Below are 15,275 nucleotides of genomic sequence, written 5' to 3'. Positions count from 1 at the left end.
CGTGACATCACCCGGTGCGCCGGACGCATCTCAGCGTTCCTGCCGCAGTCTGCGCCAGACCGCCTTGGCCGCGTTGTGTCCCGACATGCCGTGCACGCCGGGGCCGGGCGGGGTCGCCGAGGAGCAGAGGAAGACGGCCGGGTGCGGGGTGCTGTACGGGGCGAGCGAGAGCTTGGGGCGGAGCAGCAGCTGGAGTCCGGAAGCCGCGCCGCAGGCGATGTCGCCGCCCACGTAGTTGGCGTTGTGCGCGGCGAGTTCGGGCGGGCCGGCGGTGGCGCGCGCGAGGACGCGGTCGCGGAACCCCGGGGCGAACCGCTCCAGTTGCCGCTCGACGGTGTCGGTCAGATCGCCCGTCCAGCCGTTGGGCACATGCCCGTAGGCCCAGAAGACGTGCTTGCCCTCGGGGGCCCGGCTCGGGTCGACCAGGCTGGGCTGCACGGTGATCAGGAACGGCCTGTCGGGCGCCCGGCCGTGGCGGGAGGCCGCGTCGAGCGCCGCGCCGATCTCGGCGCTGCTCGCCCCGACCTGCACGGTCCCGGCACGGCGCGCCTCCTCGGCGGTCCACGGCACGGGGCCGTCGAGCGCGTAGTCGAGCTTGAAGACGCTCGCACCGTAGCGGTACCGCTCGTAGTGACCGCCGAAGCCCGCGATCCGGGCCAGCGCGGTGGGCGAGGTGTCGAAGACGTACGCGCGCGCGGGCGGCAGGTCGTCGAGGCGCTTGACCTCGTAGTCGGTGTGGACGGTGCCGCCGAGGTCCTTCAGATACGCGGTGAGCGCGTCGGCGATGGCCTGCGAGCCGCCCCGGGCGACCGGCCAGCCCCCGGCGTGCGCGGCCAGCGCGAAGACCAGCCCCACCGCACCGGTGGCGAGGCCGCCGAGCGGGGCGATGACATGGGCGACGAGGCCGGCGAACAGCGCCTTGGCCCGCTCGTCCTTGAAGCGGCGCATCAGCCAGGTGGACGGCGGCAGCCCGGCCAGCCCGAACCGGGCGAGGGTGACCGGGTCGCGGGGCAGCGCGGACAGCGGCAGCGACATGAAGTCCCGGGCGAGCGTGTCCCACTTGGACAGGAACGGCTCGACCAGCCTGCGGTACGCGCCCGCGTCACGTGGACCGAACGAGGCGGCCGTCTCCCCCACCGAGCGCGACAGCACGGCCGCCGAGCCGTCGGGGAAGGGGTGCGCCATGGGCAGCTCCGCGTGCAGCCACTCCAGGCCGTAACGGTGCAGCGGCATCGCCTTGAACGCGGGCGAGTTGACGCCGAGCGGGTGCGCGGCCGCGCACGGGTCGTGGCGGAAGCCCGGCAGGGTCAGCTCCGCGGTGCGGGAGCCCCCGCCCACGGTGGACTTCGCCTCGAACACGGCCACGGAGAAGCCGCGGCGGGCCAGCTCCACGGCAGCCGTCAGGCCGTTCGGCCCCGCCCCCACCACCACCGCGTCGAGCATCGACGGCACGTCCGGACCCCTTCGTCAGTCGATGGCCGTACTCCGCCGACGGAATCCCCGCCCGCGGACAGACCTGCGCTCAGGATATGCCCGGCCACCGACGGGCCCGGCAGGCGGCCACGGCCAACGGGTGGAGGTGGCGCTTCCGCTTGTTCGCGTCAGGCGCCGCCCGCCAGCAGCCCCACCACCCGGCGGGCCGTGGCCGCGTCCCGGGCCGCGGTGAAGGGCAGGGCGTTGCCCCCGGTTATGCGGAAGGGCTCGCCGGCCAGGGTGAGGTGGGCACCGCCCGCCTCCTCGACGAGCAGCAGCCCGGCCGCGTGGTCCCAGGCGGCCTCCCAGCTGAACGCGGTCGCGTCCAGCCGGCCCTCGGCGACGGCGAGATACTCCAGCCCGGCCGAACCGCAGGCACGCGGCGCCACGCCGTCCGTCCAGAGGCCGAGCAGGGCCCGCTTCTGCTCCGGCGTGGTGTAGTCCGGGTGCGAGGTGGCGATGTCGAGGTCCCGGCCCGGGTCGGGCGAACCGGCGCGCAGGGGCACGCCGTCGACGGTGGCACCCCGGCCGCGGATCGCCACGGCGATCCGGTCCAGGGCGGGGGCGTACGTCCAGGAGGCGTGCAGGACACCGCCCCGGGCCAGGGCGACGAGGGTGCAGAAGCCGGGGTCGCCGTCGACGAACTGGCGGGTGCCGTCCACCGGGTCGACGATCCAGACGGGCGCGTCGCCCCGGAGCGCCTCGTACGACGCGGGGTCGGCGTGCACCGCCTCCTCGCCCACCACGACCGAGCCCGGCAGCAGCGCGGAGAGCGCCTCCGTCAGATACAGCTCGGCCTTGCGGTCGGCGTCGGTCACCAGGTCGTGCGGGCCGGCCTTCTGGTCGACCTCGTGCGCGGCGAGCTGCCGGAAGCGCGGCATGATCTCCGCCGCGGCGGCCTTGCGGATCGCTTCCTCGACGTCCGAGGCGTGCCGGGCGAGAAACTCGTCGATGGTTTCGGTGTCTTCGATCATGCCTCCATGACAGCACGCGGCACTGACAATCCCCTCCCGTTCGGTGTATTCGGTAGGGAATCGCCGTGAACACCCGGGGCGGACCGAACCGCGGCGCCCGCCAGTGCCGCAGCGGGATCCCCGATGCGCCCCGCACTCAGCGCCCGACCGCGTACCCCTGCATCCCGCGCGGATTGGCCGCCGCCGACAGCACCCCGCTGCGGGGGTCGCGGGCGACCGCGCACAGCCTGCCCTCGGACCAGGCCTCGCCGATCACGAGGTCGTGGCCGCGCCGGCGCAGCTCCTCGACGACCTCCGGGGGCGTCCGGGACTCGACGGTGACACTGCCGGGGCGCGTGCCGCGCGGGTAGAAGGAGCCGGGGAAGCTGTCGTTGTGCCAGTTCGGGGCGTCGATCGCGCCCTGGAGGTCGAGTCCGCCGCGCACCGGCGGGCGCAGGGCGACGGCGAGGAAGAAGTGCAGCTGCCACTGGTCCTGCTGATCGCCGCCGGGAGTGCCGAAGGCCATCACCGGCACGCCGTCGCGCAGCGCCAGCGAGGGGGTGAGGGTGGTGCGGGGCCGGCGGCCGGGGGTGAGGGAGTTGGGCAGCCCCTCCTCCAGCCAGGCCATCTGCAGCCGGGTGCCGAGCGGGAAGCCCAGTTCGGGGACGACGGGGTTGGACTGCAGCCAGCCGCCGCTGGGCGTGGCCGCGACCATGTTGCCCCAGCGGTCGACGATGTCGAGGTGGCAGGTGTCGCCCCGGGTGCTTCCGTCGGCCGCGACCTCGGGCTCCCCCGGCACCGGCGACCGGGGCCCCTTGGCGACGGTGGGCTCACCGACCCCCAGGGCGGCGCCGCCCTCTTCGTCGCCGGCCACCACGCCGGCGTGCGCGCTCAGTCGCGGCGTACGGCCGGCCGGGGCGCCCGGCAGCAGCTCGTACGACGCCGAGTCACTGACGAGCGCCCGCCGCGCGGCGTTGTACTCGTCGGACAGCAGCTCGTCGAGCGGGACCGGCGCCGCGTCCCCGTACCAGGCCTCCCGGTCCGCCATGGCGAGCTTGCAGCCCTCGATGAGGAGGTGCATGTACGCGGCGGATCCGTGGGCGGGCAGCTCCGGCGGCAGCAGGGCGAGTTGCTGGAGCAGGACCGGGCCCTGGCTCCAGGGACCCGCCTTGCACAGGGTCCAGCCGTTCCAGTCGTACGTCACCGGGGCCTCGTAGGACGCGGACCAGCCGGCGAGGTCGGCGAGAGTGAGCGTCCCGGTGTGCCGTTCGCCGCTGGTGTCCAGGGTGGGTCGCCCGGACTGGCGGACGAGGGCCTCGGCGACGAAGCCGGCGCGCCAGACCTCGCGGGCCGCCTCGACACGGGCCTGCCGGTCCCCCGCCCCCGCGGTCTCGGCGAGGAGCCTGCGCCAGGTCGCGGCAAGCGCCGGGTTGCGGAACAGCTCGCCGGGGCGGGGCGCCCGTCCGCCCGGCAGATACACCTCCGCCGACGACAGCCACTCCTTCTCGAAGAGGTCCCGCACGGACTCGACCGTCGCCCCGACGTTCTCCACGGGCGCGTGGCCGTGCTCGGCGTACCCGATGGCGTACTTCAGCACGTCGGCCAGGTCCTTGGTGCCGTGGTCGCGCAGCAGGAGCATCCACGCGTCGAACGCGCCGGGCACGGCGGCGGCCAGCGGTCCCGTGCCGGGGACCAGTTCGAGTCCGAGCGACCGGTAGTGCCGGGCCGTCGCCCCGGCGGGCGCCACCCCCTGTCCGCACAGCACCCGGACCTCCCCGCCCGCCGGCGCGAGGAGGATCGGCACCTCGCCGGCGGGCCCGTTGAGGTGGGGTTCCACGACGTGCAGGACGAAGCCGGCCGCCACGGCCGCGTCGAACGCGTTGCCGCCGTCCTCCAGGACCGCCATCGCCGACTGGGAGGCGAGCCAGTGCGTGGAGGAGACCATGCCGAAGGTCCCCTGGAGCGTCGGTCGGGTGGTGAACACGGACGGACTCCTCGCTGCGCGACGGACGTCCGATGATCGTACGCAGCCCTCGACCGGCCCCTCAGGGACGCCGGCGCCCCACCGTCAGCACATGCCCGCTCGCCCCGAGCAGCGACGGCTCCGACTCGATCCGCCGGGTCGCCGCGAGGACCGACTCCCGGCGCTCCGGATCGTCCAGCCAGTCCTCCACCCCGCCCATCAGCCAGGCGACCCCCTCGACGCCGTACTGCCCCTCGTGGGCGAGCCCGGCCTCGGTGAACTCGCCGGGGACGTCGGCGGGGTCGGCGAAGTAGGCGGTGGTGAAGTGCGGGTCCGCCGGGGACCACCGGTGCCTGCCGTCGCCCGACACGGCGTCGGTGCGCTCGCGGCGCTCCGGGATGAAGTAGTTCCCCTGCCTGAGGGTGTCGTTGAGCCCCGCGAAGCGGTTGATCGTGGCCGCGACCACCGCACCACCGGGCCGGACCACCCGGCCGGCCTCCGCCAACGCCCGCACCCGGTCCGGGCGTTCGGGCAGGTGGTACAGCGGTCCGAGGAACAGCACGACGTCGTACGCGGCGTCCTCGGCGGGCAGCGCCCGGGCGTCGCCGAGCCGGGCGGTGACCCCGGGCAGGCGCCCGGACCGTTCCACGTGCATCGGTACGGGATCGACGACCTCGACCTCGTACCCGTCCTCGGCCAGCCATTCGGCGTGGATGCCCGTGCCGCCGCCGACGTCGAGCACACGCGCGGAGGCACCCGGCAGGAGCCGCCGCAGGATGTCCTGGGTGCGCCAGAACTCCAGCCGCCCCGCGCCCTCCCTCAGACGGGTGTGCTCCCCTCCGCGCTCGTAGTAGGCGAGTATCTCCCCTGGCAGGGACGGGAGTTGGTCCTGAGTGGCGTCCTGTGACCGCGTCATGCGCCCAGGGTGCTGATCGCCCGCGAGGCCCCGCAACCGGTTAACGTCCCTCCCCGGCGACCCGGGCCCAGGCCGTCGTGCCGAGGCGGCCCGTGGTGCCGAGGTCGATGTCACCCTCGGGGTCGACGACCTCGGCCGGCCGGCCCGGCCGGGGGGCGATGCTCAGGGTCGGGGCGTGGACGGCGGGTACGTCCGCTTCGGTGACCGTGTTGCGCCAGACCAGTTCGGTCCTGGCGGACTCGCCGGGCTCCAGGGTGACCGGGTGCGGACCGAGGTCGGGCACGCCGGTGGTGATGTGCCGGGAGCCGCGCAGGACACGTATGTCGCCGTAGGGCTCGCCGTGTTCGTCGAGCACCTGGATCGCCGGGTAGCCCTTGAGGGTGTACGGCTCGGTGCCGCAGTTGGTGAGGGTGACGCCCATCGCCCGCAGCCCCATCGCCGCTTCCACGGGACCGGGGGTCATGCGCACCCCGGAGGGCGGACAGGCGGCCGGGGTGCCGGTCGGCTCCGGGTCCCGCGGTTCCTCAGGCGCGTCCGTGCCGGCCGGCGAGGCGGGCGACGAGGCGGGCGCCGGGGGCCCGGCGCGGTCGGGGTCACGCTCGCGGTCCAGTTCCTCGGAGAGCCCGCAGCCGGCCACGGCCAGCGTCAGTGCCGCCACGAGGAGCACGCGGGAGCGAGAGGCCCTGCGATCGCGTATCGGGATCATGAACCCGATCCTGACACGGACACTCCGCGGAGGCCGCGACTCCGCCGCCGACACGAGGACGGCGGGCCCCTCTTGAACAGGACACCCCTGTCACCACGTATGCACGGAGAGAGTTCGCACTTTCGTCCCACAGAGAGTCATGTGACACTGACGTACCCCACCGCCCGGCGGTACCGCCGCCTCGACCCCGAGAAGTGCGCTGTGCGTGATCTGCCCCTGCCGCTCGCCCTCACCGCGCGACTGCTGCCCGTCGCCGTACTCGCCACCGCGGGCTGGGCGATGTCGTCCGGTCCGCTGTCGGTGAGCCCGGCCGGCAAGGACTCCACGCCGGACACCGCGTCGAATCCCGCCTCGACCTCCGGGCCCGCGCCGTCGACGGCGACCGCCACCAAGACGTACGCGAAGGCGCCGTCGCCCTGCTCCGGCGTCACGACGAAAACGGTCAAAGACCTTGTTCCGGGCGCGAAGACGGCCGGCAAGGAGATCGCGTCGACCAACGAGTCCGTGCGCCGCACCTGCTCGTGGAACGCGCTCAAGGGCTTCGACTACCGCTGGCTCGACGTCTCGTACGAGATCCAGCAATCGGACGAGAAGGCACAAAGCGCCTACCGGACCCGCACCACGGAGAAGAACGGCGGCGGCGCCGTCCCGGGCCTCGGCGACGAGGCCTACTCGGTGGTGAACCTCACCACCGAGGACAAGCAGCAGACCCGCGAGGGCGTGGTGTACGTCCGCATGTCCAACGCCCTGGTGGTCGTCACCTACAACGGCAGCGACTTCGAGTCCCAGAAGGCGCCCGGCACCGATGTGATCAACAAGGGTGCCATCAAGGCCGCGAAGGAGGCGGCGGCCGTACTGGAGGGCGCCCGCCAGGGGTAGCTCCCTCCGGTACGGCCGCCGCCGCCCCGGTCGGTGCCGTCGTCAGACGGTCGCCTTCGCCGCCTGCTCCCGCACCTTCTTCCTCTCCCCGGCCATCAGCGCCACGTACAGCAGCATCGATGTACCCAGACCCACCGCCCAGCCGTAGTCGGCCAGCGGCTTGAGGAACGGGATCATGCCGTCGTGCGGGAACGGTCCCGAGGCCACGCCGTCCTCGGAGACGGTCGAGTAGGAGCCGCCGACCGCGAGGACACCGCCGACCACGAAGGCCGCTATGGCCCGCCAGTTCCAGCCGGACGCGTACCAGTAGCGCCCGCCGGGCGTGTACAGGTCCGCGAGGTGCAGGACGGTCCGGCGGATGATCCAGTAGTCGGCGATGAGGATGCCGGCCACCGTGCCGAGCAGACCGCCGACGACGCCGAGCCAGGTGAAGATGTAGAACTCGGGCGTCGAGATCAGCTTCCACGGGAAGATCAGGATGCCCACGACACCCGTGATGAGCGCGCCCGTACGGAAGTTGATGAGCTTCGGGGCGAGGTTCGCCAGGTCGTACGCCGGTGAGACCACGTTCGCCGCGATGTTCACGGAGATGGTGGCGACCAGCACGATGATCAGCGCGAAGAGCAGCCCGAAGGCACTGTCCGTCTTGGCGGCGAGCGCGACCGGGTCCCAGATGGCCTCGCCGTAGACCACCTCGGAGCCCGAGGTGACCAGCACGGCGAGGACCGCGAACAGGGTCATCGTGGTCGGCAGGCCCAGGGCCTGGCCCCAGGTCTGCGCCTTCTGGCTGGCGCCGAAGCGGGTGAAGTCGGGGATGTTCAGGGACAGGGTCGCCCAGAAGCCGATCATGCCCATCAGCGACGGGAAGAAGACCGGCCAGAAGTCGGCACCCCAGCCGAGCTTGGACGGCTGGTCGAGCAGCGCGCCGAAGCCGTCGGCCTTGACCGCGATCCAGACCAGCAGCACGAGCGCGCCGACGATCACGAAGGGCGCGGCCCAGTTCTCGAAGTGCCGCAGGAAGTCCATGCCCCGGTAGATGATCGCTATCTGCAGCGCCCAGAACAGGATGAAGCAGAGCCACAGCGGCCAGGGGTTGCCCGCGATCTGGCCCGCCTTCTCCCACTCGCCGCCGGTCAGCTTGGAGCCGAGCGCGAAGATGCCGGACCCGCCGATCCAGGTCTGGATGCCGAACCAGCCGCAGGCGACGGCCGCGCGGATCAGCGCCGGGATGTTGGCGCCGCGCAGCCCGAAGGAGGCGCGGGCGAGCACCGGGAAGGGGATGCCGTACTTGGGTCCGGCGTGCCCGGTGGCCAGCATCGGCAGCAGCACGATGATGTTGGCCAGGGCGATGGTGAAGACGGCCTGCTTCCAGTCCATGCCGAGGGCGACCAGGCCGGAGGCCAGGGTCCAGCTGGGGATGCAGTGGGCCATGGAGATCCACAGTGCCGCGAAGTTGTACGTCGTCCACTTGCGCTCGGAGACGGGTACGGGGCGCAGGTCCTCGTTGGCGAAGGGGCTTTCGGCGGGGAAGGCCCCGGGGGCCAGCTCGATCCGGCCGGACGGGTCGGCGGACTGGGATATCGACGACCCCGTGGGGACTGTTTCGGTCATGGGCAGGCCAATCAGGGGAGACGGGACGGGAACGAAAGGCCGTGCGGAGGCCTTGGGCCCCTTCCCTCCGGGACGGCGGAGGGAAGGGAGACAAGGTGTGGGGGGTCGACGGGTGGGGCGGTCGAAGCGGTTGAGGCGGTCGAGGCGGTTGACGCAGGAAGAGGAGCTATTGATTCCGGTTCATTGCGGTGGCCGGATTGTCGCAGTCGCCGACCGGTCGCGGAAAGGGAGAACGGGTCAGCCGTTGACGGCCGGGATGACCGTCGAGCCGTACACGTCGATCACCCGCTCCTGTGCGTCGTGCATGTCGTAGACGGCGAACTGGTCCACGCCCAGCGCGCGCAGCGCGTCGAGCTTCGCGATGTGCGCCTCGGGGGTGCCGATGACGCAGAACCGGTCGACGATCTCGTCCGGCACGAACTGGGTGTCGGGGTTGTCGGCACGTCCGTGGTGGGAGTAGTCGTACCCCTCGCGGGACTTGATGTAGTCCGTCAGCTCCTCGGGGACGGCCGCGGAGTGTTCGCCGTACTTGGACACCAGGTCGGCGACGTGGTTGCCGACCATCCCGCCGAACCAGCGGCACTGCTCGCGCGCGTGGGCCAGCGCCTCGGGCGAGTCGTCCTCGGTGACGTACGCGGGGGCGGCCACGCAGATCTTCACCTCGGACGGGTCGCGCCCGGCGGCGACGGCCGCGTCCTTGACCGCCTTGACCATGTACTCGGTCAGATACAGGTCGGAGAGCTGGAGGATGAAGCCGTCGGCCTCCTCCCCGGTCATCTTCAGGGCCTTGGGGCCGTACGCGGCCATCCACACGGGGAGTTCCGCGTCGTCCTTGATCCACGGGAAGCTGATGACCGTGCCGCCGAGGTCGGCCTCTCCCCCGCTGCCCAGCGCCCGGATCACCTTCATGGCTTCGCTGATCCGGGCCAGGGTGTTGGGCTTGCGGCCCGCGACACGCATCGCCGAGTCGCCGCGGCCGATGCCGCAGACCGTGCGGTTGCCGAACATGTCGTTGAGCGTGGCGAAGGTCGAGGCGGTGACCTCCCAGGTGCGGGTGCCCGGGTTGGTGACCATGGGGCCGACCGTCAGCTTCGTGGTCCGGGACAGGATCTGGCTGTAGATGACGAACGGCTCCTGCCAGAGCACGGCGGAGTCGAAGGTCCAGCCGTACGTGAAGCCGTTGTCCTCGGCGCGCTTCATCAGCTCGATGACACGCGAGGCCGGTGGGTCGGTCTGCAGGACGAGTCCGAAGTCCATGGGCGCCACTCCTAGTTGAGGTACTGACAGGTGGAGCGGGGGGTGTAGGCGCCGTGCCCGGCGTGCCCGGTGTACTCCCGCTCGGTGATGACGAGTTCGCCGCGCGAGAGGACCGTCTCGACCCGGCCGGTGGTGCGCTTGCCCTCGTACGCCGAGTAGTCGACGTTCATGTGGTGCGTCTCGGCGGACATGACCTGCTCGGCGTGCGGGTCGTAGATGACGATGTCGGCGTCCGCGCCCGGCGCGATGGTGCCCTTCTTCGGGTACATGCCGAACATACGGGCCGGGGTGGCGCAGGCGATCTCGATCCAGCGGCGGCGCGAGATGTGTCCGTCGACGACCGCCTGGTGGAGGAGATCCATGCGGTTCTCGACACCCGGGAGGCCGTTGGGGATCTTGGAGAAGTCGCCGCGGCCGAGTTCCTTCTGGCCGACGAAGCAGAAGGGGCAGTGGTCGGTGGAGACCACCTGGAGGTCGTTGGTGCGCAGGCCCTGCCAGAGCTTCGCCTGGTGCTCGCGCGGCCGCAGGGGCGTGCTGCACACGTACTTGGAGCCCTCGAAGTCCGGCTCCGCGAGGTTGTCGGTGGACAGGAACAGGTACTGCGGGCAGGTCTCGCCGAAGACGTTGAGCCCCTCGTCGCGTGCCCTGGCCAGCTCGGCGACCGCCTCCATCGCCGAGACGTGCACGACGTAGAGGGGGGCGCCGGCGACCTGGGCGAGCTTGATCGCGCGGTGGGTGGCCTCGGCCTCCAGGAGGGCCTTGCGGACCTCGCCGTGGTAGCGGGGGTCGGTCTCGCCGCGGGCCAGTGCCTGTTCGACCAGTACGTCGATCGCGATGCCGTTCTCCGCGTGCATCATGATCAGTCCGCCGTTCTCGGCGGAGCGCTGCATGGCGCGCAGAATTTGGCCGTCGTCGCTGTAGAAGACGCCGGGGTAGGCCATGAACTGCTTGAAGGAGGTGACCCCCTCCTGCACGAGCAGGTCCATCTCCTTGAGCGTGTCCTGGTTCACGTCGGACACGATCATGTGGAAGCCGTAGTCGATCGCGCAGTTGCCCTCCGCCTTGGCGTGCCAGGCGTCGAGGCCCTCGCGCAGGGCGTGGCCGACGCTCTGCACGGCGAAGTCGACGATCGTCGTCGTACCGCCCCAGGCGGCGGCGCGGGTGCCGGTCTCGAAGGTGTCGGAGGCGGAGGTGCCGCCGAACGGCAGCTCCATGTGGGTGTGGGCGTCGACGCCGCCCGGGATGACGTACTTGCCGGTGGCGTCGAGAGTGCGGTCGGCGGTCCAGGCGGCGGCGGTGGTGGTGCCCGCGGCAGCGAGGGCGGCCACTCGGCCGTCCTCGATCAGGACGTCGGCGTGGATCTCGTCGGACGCTGTGATGACGAGACCGCCGCGGATGAGGGTACGGCCGGTCATTCGGTCACGCTCCGTTCGGTTGTCGGGAAAGTGCCGGTTGTCTTGGGCTGGTCGCGCCCACGCGGCGGAAGCCGCGGTTCAGATGCTGCCCGCGCCCCGTGAGAGCCCCTGCGGGGTCCCAAGGGCGCGGGAGGTGCATCGCTACGGCGCCGTCAGCGGGCCGTACGCGTCCGGGCGGCGGTCGCGGAAGAACTGCCAGCGGTCGCGGACCTCGCGGAGCTTGGCCAGGTCCAGGTCGCGGACCACCAGTTCGGTCTCCTTGTCGCTGGCGACCTCGCCGACGAACTGGGCCTCGGGGTCCACGAAGTAGGAGGTGCCGTAGAAGTCGTTGTCGCCGAGTTCCTCGACGCCGACCCGGTTGATGGCGCCGATGAAGTACTCGTTGGCGACGGCCGACGCCGGCTGCTCCAGTTGCCACAGGTAGCGGGACAGACCCCGTGAGGTGGCCGACGGGTTGAACACGATCTCGGCGCCGCCGAGGCCCAGCGCACGCCAGCCCTCCGGGAAGTGCCGGTCGTAGCAGATGTAGACGCCGATCTTCCCCACGGCGGTGTCGAAGACGGGCCAGCCCGCGTTGCCGGGGCGGAAGTAGAACTTCTCCCAGAAACCGGGGACCTGCGGGATGTGGTGCTTGCGGTACTTGCCGAGGTACGTGCCGTCCGCGTCGATCACGGCCGCGGTGTTGTAGAGGACGCCCGGCTGCTCCTCCTCGTACATCGGCAGCACGAGGACGAGACCGAGTTCCCTGGCGAGCGCCTGGAAGCGCTTGACGATGGGGCCGTCGGGGATCTGTTCGGCGTACTCGTAGAACGCCTTGTCCTGGACCTGGCAGAAGTAGGGCCCGTAGAACAGCTCCTGGAAGCACATGACCTGCGCGCCCTGCGCGGCGGCGTCGCGGGCCGCCTGCTCGTGGACCTGGATCATCGATTCCTTGTCGCCGGTCCAGGCCGTCTGGAAGATGGCTGCGCGGATGACTCTGCTCATCGGGACCTCCGGTCACTCGGTGTGCAGTGAGAGTAGAAAGTCCGGGAAGCCGGTTTGAGTTGCACGGTGTCACGTCTGCGGGCCTTCTCCGTTCCACCGTGTCACCCCTTCGCGGGCGCATGTTTCACCGCCGTTTTCGCAGGTCCCGACATGTTTCAGCTCTGTTGCGCGTCGTGCGCGAGGAGGGCGATGTGCACGGACGCGGCCTGTTCGAAATCGTCGAGGTCCACGCCGAGGCGGGCCTCTATGGCTTCGAGCCGGCGATACAGCGCGGGCCGGCTGACGTGGTGCAGCTGGGCCGTGTGCGACTTGTTGCGGCCGGTCGCGAGGTAGGTGCGCAGCACGGGCAGCAGATCCTGTTCGGCGTGCCCGTCACCGCACAGCAGACCGTCCAGCTCCCGTTCCGCGAAGGCCTGGACGTGCGGGTCGTCCCGCAGCAGCCGGACCAGGCCGCGCAGATGGACATCGCGCAGCCGTACGACGAGGGGCAGGTCGAGCCCGGTCGTCGCGGACTGGGCGACGGCGTCCGCCACATGCCGCGCCTCCCGCAGCCCGCCCGGCACGTCCTCCCACGTGGTGCGCGCCTCCGCGGCCGCCACGACCGTCCCGCGCGCCCCCGACTCCGACCGCAGCCGGGTCGCGAAGTGCGCGGTGAGCGCGACCGCGTCCTGGTCCCGGGCGAGACTGAGGAGGACGGCGGTGGCGCCCTCCGCCAGTTCGGCGACGAGCCCGGGAAGTCCCAGCATCCTGAGCACGCGGTCGAGTTGCGCCGGGTCCTCCTCCCGCACGACGAGCGGCACGAAGGTACGGCGGTTGACCGGCAGCCCGGCCGCCCGCGCCCTCGGCAGCAGCTGTCGCGCCGGTACGACCCCGGAGACGAGGTCCGTCAGCAGGCTCTGCGCGGACTGCTCCTCCCAGCTGTGCGCCGAACCGCCGAGCATGCGGTGCAGGACGAGCGCCTCGGCGGCCCGGTCGGCGAGCAGCCGCGCCGTGGCGGTGTCGCCCCGGTGCCCGCACAGCACGATCTGGCCCCAGCGCTCCCCGCGCCCGCCCAGCTCGGCCCGTACCCACCCGTCGCCCTCGCTGCCGCCCGCCTGCCGGGAGATCCGCTCCCAGTCGCGCAGCACGTCGTCGACGGCCGACCGCTCCCCCGCCGTGGCGAGCACGCGATGGGCGAGGTTGGTGACGACGAGCGGACAGCCCGCGTGGTGGGCGATCTCGTCGAGGAGCCGTTGCAGCGGGGCCCCGCCGGTGATCAGCGAGGTCAGGGCCGTGCGGACGGTCTCCGACAGGCTGACGGCCGCGAACTTGCGCCGGACCAGCCGGGACTGGACCTCCTCGGTCAGTTCGGCGAAGGGGAACGGCCGGTGCAGCACCACCATGGGCAGAGCACACCGCTCCGCCGCCCGGCGCATCACGTCGGGTGGCGTGGGGAAGGCCCGGCCGAGGCCGAGGACGACCGCGGCGGCCTCGGCCCGGTACAGCGAGCGGATGTACTCGGCCTGGGCGTCCTCGTTCCCGGCGAGCAGGACCCCGGTGGTGAGGACCATCTCGCCGCCGCTGAGCATCACGCCCACGTCGGGGGCCTCGGCCACGTGCACCCAGCGCACGGGGCGGTCGAGGTGACCGGCGCCGGCCACCACCTCGGGCTCTCCGGCGAGGACCCGGTCCAGGTTGAGGACCTGGCGTACCGACAGGGCGGGTTCCAAGGCGGTGGTCATGCGGCGTGCCCCTTATTTCTGCCGGCTCGGTCGCCTCCGGAGCGCCCCCGCCGTGTCGCCGGGTGCGCTCCTTCGGTTCACTCGCCCTTGCTCGGCTCGTGCGCTACTGGATGCTCCGCAGAGCGCGTTCGAGGGCGTCCGCGCCCTCCTCCGCCTCGGCGACGGTCAGCGACAGCGGGGGCGCGATGCGCAGCGCGCTGGTGTTGTGGCCGCCGCCCTTGCCGATCAGCAGGCCCTCCCGGCGGGCGGCTTCGAGGACGGCGGACGCGGCGTCCGGGTTCGCCTCGTCGGTGCCGGGCCTGACCAGCTCGATGCCGATCATGAGGCCCCGGCCGCGCACTTCCCGTACCTCGGGGATCTGGGCGGTGATCGCCCGCAGCCGCTCGATGAGGAGTCCGCCCACGCGCCGCGCGTTGCCCTGGAGGTCGTGCTCGACCAGGTAGTTCAGGTTGGCGAGCCCGGCGGCCATGGTGATCTGCGTGCCTCCGAAGGTGGAGATCGAGTTGCTGTCCAGGCAGTTCATGACCTCGGCGCGGGCGACGACACCGCCGATGGACATGCCGTTGCCGATGCCCTTGGCGAAGGTGAGGATGTCCGGCGGGCCGTTCTGCCCGTGCGCCTGCCAGCCCCAGAAGTTGTCGCCGGTACGGCCCCAGCCGGTCTGCACCTCGTCCGCGATCCACAGCACGCCGTGCCGTTGCAGCACCTCGCGGAAAGCCGCGTACAGGCCGTCCGGCGGTGAGGTGAAACCGCCGACGCCCTGGATCGGCTCGGCGATCAGCGCGGCGGGCGGGCGGCCGTGACCGAGCAGGTCCTCCAGGTCGGCGACGCAGGCCGTGATGAAGTCGGCGTCGCTCAGGCCGGCGTAGGGGCCGCGGGTGCGGACGCCGCCGTGCACGTACAGCGTCTGGAGCGGGGACAGCGAGGTCGGGGACCAGCCCTTGTTGCCGGTGATGCCGACCGCGCTGAACGAGCGGCCGTGGTAGCTGTTGCGCATCGCCAGGATCTGGTTGCTGCGGCGGTGGGTCGTCGCCAGCATCAGCGCGGTGTCGTTGGCCTCGGTGCCGGAGGTCGTGAAGAAGACGCGGGCGTCCGGGATGCCGGACATCTGGGCGATCCGCTCGGCGAGTTCGACCATCGGCCGGTTGAGGTAGAGCGTGGAGGAGTGGATGATCCGCCCGGCCTGCTCGCTCACCGCCTTGGTGACCTCGGGAAGCGCGTGCGCCGTCATCGTGGTCAGGATGCCGCCGAAGAAGTCGAGGTACCTGTTGCCCCCGGCGTCCCAGACGTGCCGGCCCTCGCCGTGGGTGATCTCCAGCGGGTCCGCGTAGTAGAGCGCGAGCCAGTCGGGCAGTACGGCCTTGTGGCGTCCGAGCAGTTCGTCGGTCACGGCTGCA

The 15,275-nt window shown here is 71.9% G+C and carries 12 protein-coding genes; 1 reads left to right on the top strand and 11 read right to left on the bottom strand.

Annotation, left to right across the window (positions count from 1 at the left end; all coding sequences use genetic code 11):
• Positions 1-30 precede the first annotated feature (30 nt).
• The 5 genes from STRBO_RS0112195 to STRBO_RS0112175 all read right to left on the bottom strand — a co-directional run bounded on the left by STRBO_RS0112195 (position 31) and on the right by STRBO_RS0112175 (position 6,011).
• Entirely contained in the window at positions 31-1,443 is a 1,413-nt protein-coding gene (locus STRBO_RS0112195; protein WP_005482270.1) for a phytoene desaturase family protein, read from the bottom strand.
• 158 nt (positions 1,444-1,601) lie between these two features.
• The gene (locus STRBO_RS0112190; RefSeq protein WP_005482269.1) at positions 1,602-2,447 is read right to left on the bottom strand and encodes an inositol monophosphatase family protein; all 846 of its coding nucleotides are present in this window, start codon (positions 2,445-2,447) and stop codon (positions 1,602-1,604) included.
• A 136-nt stretch (positions 2,448-2,583) separates the two neighbouring features.
• The gene (locus STRBO_RS0112185) at positions 2,584-4,410 is read right to left on the bottom strand and encodes a gamma-glutamyltransferase family protein (RefSeq protein ID WP_005482268.1); all 1,827 of its coding nucleotides are present in this window, start codon (positions 4,408-4,410) and stop codon (positions 2,584-2,586) included.
• Positions 4,411-4,471: 61 nt separating this feature from the next.
• On the bottom strand, positions 4,472-5,305 hold the full coding sequence (locus tag STRBO_RS0112180; protein ID WP_005482267.1) for a class I SAM-dependent methyltransferase: 834 nt from the start codon (positions 5,303-5,305) through the stop codon (positions 4,472-4,474).
• 40 nt (positions 5,306-5,345) lie between these two features.
• Positions 5,346-6,011 (bottom strand): DUF4232 domain-containing protein, encoded by a 666-nt coding sequence (locus STRBO_RS0112175; protein WP_202499266.1) that lies wholly within the window; start codon positions 6,009-6,011, stop codon positions 5,346-5,348.
• 201 nt (positions 6,012-6,212) lie between these two features.
• Between STRBO_RS0112175 and STRBO_RS0112170 the strand changes: the two genes are divergently transcribed.
• Complete coding sequence (locus tag STRBO_RS0112170) at positions 6,213-6,890, top strand: hypothetical protein (RefSeq protein ID WP_028796611.1); 678 nt, start codon at positions 6,213-6,215, stop codon at positions 6,888-6,890.
• Positions 6,891-6,932: 42 nt separating this feature from the next.
• On the opposite strand, the gene STRBO_RS0112165 is transcribed toward STRBO_RS0112170, so the two are convergent.
• The 6 genes from STRBO_RS0112165 to STRBO_RS0112140 all read right to left on the bottom strand — a co-directional run bounded on the left by STRBO_RS0112165 (position 6,933) and on the right by STRBO_RS0112140 (position 15,268).
• Complete coding sequence (locus STRBO_RS0112165) at positions 6,933-8,501, bottom strand: NCS1 family nucleobase:cation symporter-1 (protein WP_005482263.1); 1,569 nt, start codon at positions 8,499-8,501, stop codon at positions 6,933-6,935.
• 237 nt (positions 8,502-8,738) lie between these two features.
• The gene (locus STRBO_RS0112160) at positions 8,739-9,758 is read right to left on the bottom strand and encodes a TIGR03842 family LLM class F420-dependent oxidoreductase (RefSeq protein ID WP_005482261.1); all 1,020 of its coding nucleotides are present in this window, start codon (positions 9,756-9,758) and stop codon (positions 8,739-8,741) included.
• An 11-nt stretch (positions 9,759-9,769) separates the two neighbouring features.
• Positions 9,770-11,173, bottom strand: coding sequence for a dihydropyrimidinase (gene hydA / locus STRBO_RS0112155; RefSeq protein WP_005482260.1), 1,404 nt, complete (start codon positions 11,171-11,173; stop codon positions 9,770-9,772).
• A gap of 141 nt (positions 11,174-11,314) precedes the next feature.
• A complete protein-coding gene (locus STRBO_RS0112150; RefSeq protein WP_005482257.1) occupies positions 11,315-12,157 on the bottom strand; it encodes a nitrilase-related carbon-nitrogen hydrolase in 843 nt (280 codons plus the stop codon).
• Between the two features lie 155 nt (positions 12,158-12,312).
• Positions 12,313-13,878 carry a PucR family transcriptional regulator gene (locus STRBO_RS0112145; RefSeq protein ID WP_005482256.1) on the bottom strand — a complete coding sequence of 522 codons (1,566 nt, stop codon included), beginning with the start codon at positions 13,876-13,878 and terminating at the stop codon, positions 12,313-12,315.
• Between the two features lie 103 nt (positions 13,879-13,981).
• Positions 13,982-15,268 carry an aspartate aminotransferase family protein gene (locus STRBO_RS0112140; protein WP_005482254.1) on the bottom strand — a complete coding sequence of 429 codons (1,287 nt, stop codon included), beginning with the start codon at positions 15,266-15,268 and terminating at the stop codon, positions 13,982-13,984.
• Between the last annotated feature and the right edge of the window lie 7 nt (positions 15,269-15,275).

The organism is Streptomyces bottropensis ATCC 25435 (genome assembly GCF_000383595.1).
Lineage (GTDB): Bacteria > Actinomycetota > Actinomycetes > Streptomycetales > Streptomycetaceae > Streptomyces > Streptomyces bottropensis.
Note: the sequence above shows the minus strand (reverse complement) of the source record. Positions and strands in the feature narration are given on the sequence as shown.